Origin of the sequence: Albimonas donghaensis, from assembly GCF_900106695.1 — a bacterium.
Taxonomy (GTDB): domain Bacteria; phylum Pseudomonadota; class Alphaproteobacteria; order Rhodobacterales; family Rhodobacteraceae; genus Albimonas; species Albimonas donghaensis.
Genome location: NZ_FNMZ01000007.1, coordinates 73,011 through 76,815, shown reverse-complemented (window position 1 = coordinate 76,815; position 3,805 = coordinate 73,011). Strand labels below are relative to the sequence as shown.

General features: G+C 71.7%; 5 protein-coding genes. 3 read left to right on the top strand and 2 right to left on the bottom strand.

Going from position 1 to position 3,805, the window contains the following annotated elements; translation table 11 throughout:
• Positions 1–323: 323 nt before the first annotated feature.
• Positions 324–1,283, top strand: a complete 960-nt coding sequence (locus BLV24_RS16610; protein WP_092683844.1) for an NADPH:quinone oxidoreductase family protein — start codon at positions 324–326, stop codon at positions 1,281–1,283.
• Between the two features lie 39 nt (positions 1,284–1,322).
• On the opposite strand, the gene BLV24_RS16605 is transcribed toward BLV24_RS16610, so the two are convergent.
• Complete coding sequence (locus BLV24_RS16605; RefSeq protein WP_092683842.1) at positions 1,323–2,201, bottom strand: LysR family transcriptional regulator; 879 nt, start codon at positions 2,199–2,201, stop codon at positions 1,323–1,325.
• Positions 2,202–2,324: 123 nt separating this feature from the next.
• Between BLV24_RS16605 and BLV24_RS16600 the strand changes: the two genes are divergently transcribed.
• Together BLV24_RS16600 and BLV24_RS22905 are read left to right on the top strand one after the other, a co-directional pair.
• Entirely contained in the window at positions 2,325–2,546 is a 222-nt protein-coding gene (locus BLV24_RS16600; protein WP_176954790.1) for a DUF1127 domain-containing protein, read from the top strand.
• A gap of 153 nt (positions 2,547–2,699) precedes the next feature.
• Positions 2,700–2,828: a hypothetical protein gene (locus BLV24_RS22905; RefSeq protein ID WP_281242935.1), complete on the top strand. Its 129-nt coding sequence runs from the start codon at positions 2,700–2,702 to the stop codon at positions 2,826–2,828.
• Between the two features lie 380 nt (positions 2,829–3,208).
• Here BLV24_RS22905 and thpR read toward each other — a convergent pair whose 3' ends face one another.
• Positions 3,209–3,790, bottom strand: coding sequence for an RNA 2',3'-cyclic phosphodiesterase (thpR, locus tag BLV24_RS16595; protein ID WP_092683838.1), 582 nt, complete (start codon positions 3,788–3,790; stop codon positions 3,209–3,211).
• Positions 3,791–3,805: the final 15 nt, after the last annotated feature.

The window sequence follows — 3,805 nt, the reverse complement described above, 5'->3', positions numbered from 1 at the left end:
CGAAATCCGGGCCGGGGCGGCCCGCCCCGATCTCAGGCGCGGGCGGCGGGAGCGATCCCGCCGCCCGTTTCGCGTCGGCCCGTCCGCCGGCGGCTTCGCCGCTGCGCAGCCCCGTTTCGGCATGACCGGGGGGGCCGTCGGCGCCACGGAGTTCCGGGGCGCGAAGATGTCATGGGACGCTCCCTCCATCGACGTCACCGCCCGGGCGCGTCCTCCGCCCGCCCCCCTTTTCGGGGCGGGCGCGGCGGTGCACTCTGCGCCTCTGAACCGCCCGGCCTGCGTCGCAGCCGAACGGGCGGCGGAAACGGAGGAGGAGACCGCCGATGCGCGCCATGCGCCTGCACGAACTCAACGCCGCGCTGGTCCTGGACGAGATCCCCGCGCCCGAGCCCGGCCCCGGCGAGGTTCGCCTGAAGGTCGAGGCCTGCGGGGTGAACTTCGCCGACACGCTGCGGGTGGCCGGCAAGTATCAGGAGAAGGCCCCGCTGCCCTTCTCGCCGGGCGGAGAGGTCTGCGGGATCGTGGATGCGGTCGGCGAGGGCGCGGCGCTCGCCCCCGGAACCCGCGTGGCGGCGATGGGCGGCGGCGGGTTCGCGGAATATTGCGTGGTCCCGGCCGCGCTGTGCTCCCCCGTCCCGGAGGGCATGTCGCCGGAGGCCGCGGCCGCCTTCCAGATCGCCTATGTCACCTCGCATATGGCGCTGGAGCACAAGGCCCGGATGCGGCCCGGAGAGCGTCTGCTGGTGCTGGGCGCCGCAGGGGGCGTGGGGCTGACGGCGGTGGAGATCGGCAAGATCATGGGGGCCGAGGTCATCGCCTGCGCCCGCGGGCCCGAGCGGCTGGAGATCGCCCGGCGCTTCGGCGCCGATCACCTGCTGGATTCGGAGGCCGAGGATATCCGCGAGCGCTGCCTCGTGCTCGGCGGGCTGGACGTGGTCTACGACCCCGTGGGGGGCGACCAGTGGAAGGCCGCGATGCGCGCCTGCCGGCCGGAGGCGCGGATGATCCCGATCGGCTTCGCCTCGGGCGATATTCCGCAGATCCCGGCCAACATCCTGATGGTCAAGAACATCGACGTGCTGGGGCTTTATATCGGGACCTACCGGAAGTTCCGGCCCGAGGTGCTGCGCGACAGCCTCTCCACCCTGATGGGCTGGTTCGCGGAGGGGCGGCTGAAGCCGCATATCTCCAACGTGCTGCCGCTGGCGGAGGCCAACGAGGCGCTGCGCCTGCTGAAATCGCGGGAGGCGACGGGCAAGGTGGTGGTCACCCCCTGGGCCTGAGCGTCCTGTCGGGGGGGGGCGGGCAGGGCGGCGGGTCGCCTACTGGGCGGCGACCAGCGCCTCCTGCTCCACCGCATAGGCGTCGCGCACGAACTGGGCGAGCTCCCGCGTCAGCCGGTTCTCGGGCCCGTCGGCGTGGTACATGTTGATATGGTAGACCGGCAGCTCGGGCAGGGCGCCGCCATGGCGGAGCACCTCCAGCCGGTCGACCACCGCCGATTCAATGGCCGCATGCACCGCGAGATCGGCGGAGACCGAGGCCTCGATGGTCCGCGTCGTCTCGGATTCCACCGCCATCTCCCAGTCCATCCCGGCCTGGTCCAGCGCCTCCTGCACCGAGGCGCGGAAGATGCAGTTGTTCTCGAAGGCCAGGCGCAGGGGCTTGGCCTTCCACGCATGTCCGCCCTGGGCGCCGACCCAGACCAGACGCGCGCATTCCAGCGTCTCGCCGCCGGCGCGGGGGGTGGCCTCGGTGGTCAGGATCAGGTCGGCCTCGCCCCGGTCGCGCAGCGCGTGCAGGCGGCGGGTGTAGGAGGAGACCAGCGTCACCTTCACTCGCGGATAGGCCATGGCGAAGCGCTTGAGCACCTCGGGGATATGCGGGAACACGATGTCGGCGGGCACGCCGAGCGTCAGCTGACCCTCGAAGGCCTGGGAGGTCAGCCGCCCCCAGGCCTCGTCGTTGAGCGCCAGCATCCGCTTGGCGTAGCTGAGCAGCAGCTCCCCCTGCGAGGTCAGCTGCGGCGCGCGCCCGGAGCGGTCGAGCAGCGGCTGGCCTATATTCTCCTCCAGCCGCTTGAGCTGCATGGAGACGGCGGATTGCGTCAGGTGGAGACGGGCGGCGGCGCGGGTGACGCCGCCGGCCTCGGCGACCATCGCGAAGCTGCGCAGGGCGGTCAGATCGAGATTCCGCGTCATATCAAGCTCCGTGATGGCGGGCGTCAAAACCATTCGTTTGCGAACCTTAGCATGAGCCTCCATATGCATCAACAAGAGTGATGCGGACTTCTCCGGGATCACGATTGCTAAATGGAGGCGAATATGACCCACACTGTTGCCGTGACCGGATCGGCGGCCGCCCTCCGCGGCGTGTCCTTCGGCGCCCTTCTCGCCCGCGTGGCGTGCTGGACCGAAACCGCCAAACAGCGTCGTGCCCTGGCCCGCCTGTCGCCGGATCAGCTGCGCGACATCGGCCTTGAGCGGGGCGTGGCCTCCTTCGAGGCGGAGCGGCCGTTCTGGGAGCCGACTTCCACCGGACGTTGAGCTTTCTCGCTGTTGCTCCTCCGCAACGGCTTGACCCTGCGACGTTGCAGGAATAAGTGCCGGGGCGCGTGAAAAATTCACGCGCCCTTGGCATTTTGGTAACCGGCGGCCCCTTTACTGCGCGTGGGGATGGCGTGCCGAACAGGAGCGCAGATGATGAATGGTCGTATGGATGTCTGGCGCAGGGCGCTGCGCGCGGAGCGTATCGGACGCTGGAGCGTTCGGCTGACGCTCGCCGAGGCGCGGCTGCGGCAGGAACTGGCCTGGCGCTACCGCGCCTGAGCCCCCGCGTGACGCTCGGCTTCGCGGCTCGGGCGCTGCGGTCGCTTGCCTGAGCCGCTTGGCTGAAGAGCGGTCGCGGGGCGACGCCGGCGCTATGCCCGGCCCCCCCGCAAGCGGGTCCGTGAGCCTGATGCCCGGCCCTGGGCCTGCCGCCCGCAGCGGTCCGCGCGGCCCGTGTCGATTCCCGCGTCGCGCCCTCTGAAAACTCCCTTTCCCGAACCTGTGGGCGAAGCCCGCGCCTGATCGCCCCGACCCGCCTTCCGGGCGGCGATGAGGCGTGGCGCCAGGCCCGCATGACCGCCGCGCCCGAAGCCTTGCGCGCGACCCTGAACATGCGGGCCGAGCGCCCCCCGCCATCATCCCCCCGCCATCATCGGTCGTCAGCCCCCCTGCGCGGACCTGCCCGGGGTCGTCTGCGAAAAAGGGTCCAGCGGAATCGCCATCAGCTCCGTATGCGTCGGCCCCTCCGGCCCGAGATCCGAGCGCATCAGCCGCGCCTCCGACGGGTGAAACGTCTCCGCCGCGAACCCCGCGTGACGGGAGAGCCAGCGCGCCAGCCCCTCCCCCGCCGGCGCGCGCGCCGAGAATCGCACCAGCGTCACATGCGGCGTGAAGCGGGCATGGGGCAGGTCGAGCCCGCCCCGCCGGCAGGCCCGCCGCACCGCGTCGCGCAGACCCGACAGCGCCGGGTCCGGAACCACCTCCGCATGGGCGGAGCGCGGACGCCCCCCGCCGAACACGCCCATCCCCCGCAAGGCCACCGGCGGCGAGGGCGCGCGCAGCCGCTCCAGCTCCACCGCCACGTCCTCCAGCACCTCCGGCCGTTGCTCGCCCAGAAAGGCGAGGGTCAGGTGGAAGGTCTCGGGGTCGGAGGGCCGGCCCTCGCCCATGTCCCAGGCCAGATCGTCGAGCCGGTCGGCGAGCGGCTCGGGCAGGGGCAGGGCGACGAAAGCGCGGATCATGGGGCCTCCCGGAAA

Bases quoted from the DNA above. Each gene is read 5' to 3' on its own strand.
- BLV24_RS16610 (WP_092683844.1), top strand. From the start codon at position 324: ATGCGCGCCATGCGCCTGCACGAACTCAACGCCGCGCTGGTCCTGGAC.
- BLV24_RS16605 (WP_092683842.1), bottom strand. From the start codon at position 2,201: ATGACGCGGAATCTCGATCTGACCGCCCTGCGCAGCTTCGCGATGGTC.
- BLV24_RS16600 (WP_176954790.1), top strand. From the start codon at position 2,325: ATGACCCACACTGTTGCCGTGACCGGATCGGCGGCCGCCCTCCGCGGC.
- BLV24_RS22905 (WP_281242935.1), top strand. From the start codon at position 2,700: ATGATGAATGGTCGTATGGATGTCTGGCGCAGGGCGCTGCGCGCGGAG.
- thpR (WP_092683838.1), bottom strand. From the start codon at position 3,790: ATGATCCGCGCTTTCGTCGCCCTGCCCCTGCCCGAGCCGCTCGCCGAC.